1 protein-coding gene is annotated in these 1,358 nt (G+C 66.1%); it reads right to left on the bottom strand.

What is annotated here, in order from left to right; translation table 11 throughout:
* Positions 1-1,250 (bottom strand): IS1634 family transposase (locus ACFQPD_RS11035; RefSeq protein WP_385900704.1); only part of this gene is annotated, 1,250 nt, incomplete at its 3' end.
* Positions 1,251-1,358: the final 108 nt, after the last annotated feature.

The following is a 1,358-nucleotide window of genomic DNA, read 5'->3' as shown; positions in this document are numbered from 1 at the left end:
ATCCGGAAGGACTCTTCGACGTGCCACAGGTCCCGGTAGGCGGCCACCACTGCTGCGCCGTCCATGACGTCGGTGCTGATGTTGGTGACGTAGCCCTTGAACCCGGCGCAGAACCTGGCCCGTTCGATGACGTCCCAGTTGACTTGGGCCTTCTTCCCGTCGGCGTCGGTGGTGACCGTCACGAACCGGTCCCGGGCGACGGGTCGGAGCCCGTCGGCGACCTTCTCGGCCTTGACGACCTGGGCGTTGATGGTCTTGTCGTCTCGCTTGTGCCGCTTGAAGGAGTAGTGATACACCACCCGGCGGGTGCGGCGCTGCCGGCCGGTGCCCATGTCGCGGGTGGTTTCGATCGTTGAGTCGTCGGGGGTGTAGTTGCCGTGGCGTTCGAAGTGGTCGCCCAGGTCGTAGGGCACGTGCGACTGGCGGGAGGCGACGATGAAGCGGCATCCGGCGTCCTCGAGGCCGTTGAGGTTGTCGGCTGACAGCATGCCGGCGTCGGCGACCACGACCAGTTCCTTGATGCCGTGGCGGGTCTTGAACTGTTCGATCACCGGGATCAGGGTCTTGGTCTCTGCCTTGTTGCCCTCGAAAAGGGCGACCTCCAGTGGGAACCCGGCGGCGGTGACCAGCAACCCGACAGTGACCTGGGGGTCGACGCGGCGTTCCTTGCTCATCCCGACCTTCCGGAGCCGGTCCTCGTTGGTCACCTCGAAATGCAGGGTGGTCAGGTCGTACATCACCAACGCCACCGGCCCCCGGGCGGTCGCATGCGCCCAACAGGCGGTAGAGACCTGGCTGCGGTAGTCACGCTCCACGCACCGCCGCAGACAGTTGTAGAGGGTGTTCACATGCGGCACCGGCAGACCCAGCTCGCCCAGCACCCGCAGCGTGTCTTGCTTCGAGGTGGGCTCGATGATCCGCGCCGCCACCAGTGAGGCGAACACCTCGTCATCGATCTGGTCGAACCCGAGCCGCGCATACGCGTCGGTCAGCACCCGCCACAGCAGCTCGCTGGAGGTGTGTTCCACCACGGGCCCGGCAGGTTCCCGCCCGGGCTGCTCGAACTGCAGCATGTCCTGCTGGACTCCATGGACACGCTGCTGGGCGGCGCTGAGTAGCACCGCGAGCTCGGCCTCGTCATGAGCCGAACCGACATGCTCCAAGATCCGGCGGCGGCCGTTGCGTTTCTCGACGATCTGGACCGCCGTCGCCCCCGAGGCGGTCTTGACCCTCCGCACGAACGGACTCACCCCAGCACTCTACCCAGCACCCCCGATTAGTGCCCCAAAACGGACCCCCAAACCCACCCTGACAAGCAACTCAATCCCGGCGATCGGGAGCGGTTGTGGAACTCAGGT

Source organism: Tessaracoccus sp. O5.2 (genome assembly GCF_964266725.1).
In the GTDB taxonomy this organism is placed as follows: domain Bacteria; phylum Actinomycetota; class Actinomycetes; order Propionibacteriales; family Propionibacteriaceae; genus Arachnia; species Arachnia lapidicapta.
This window is presented reverse-complemented; position numbering and strand designations above follow the sequence as displayed.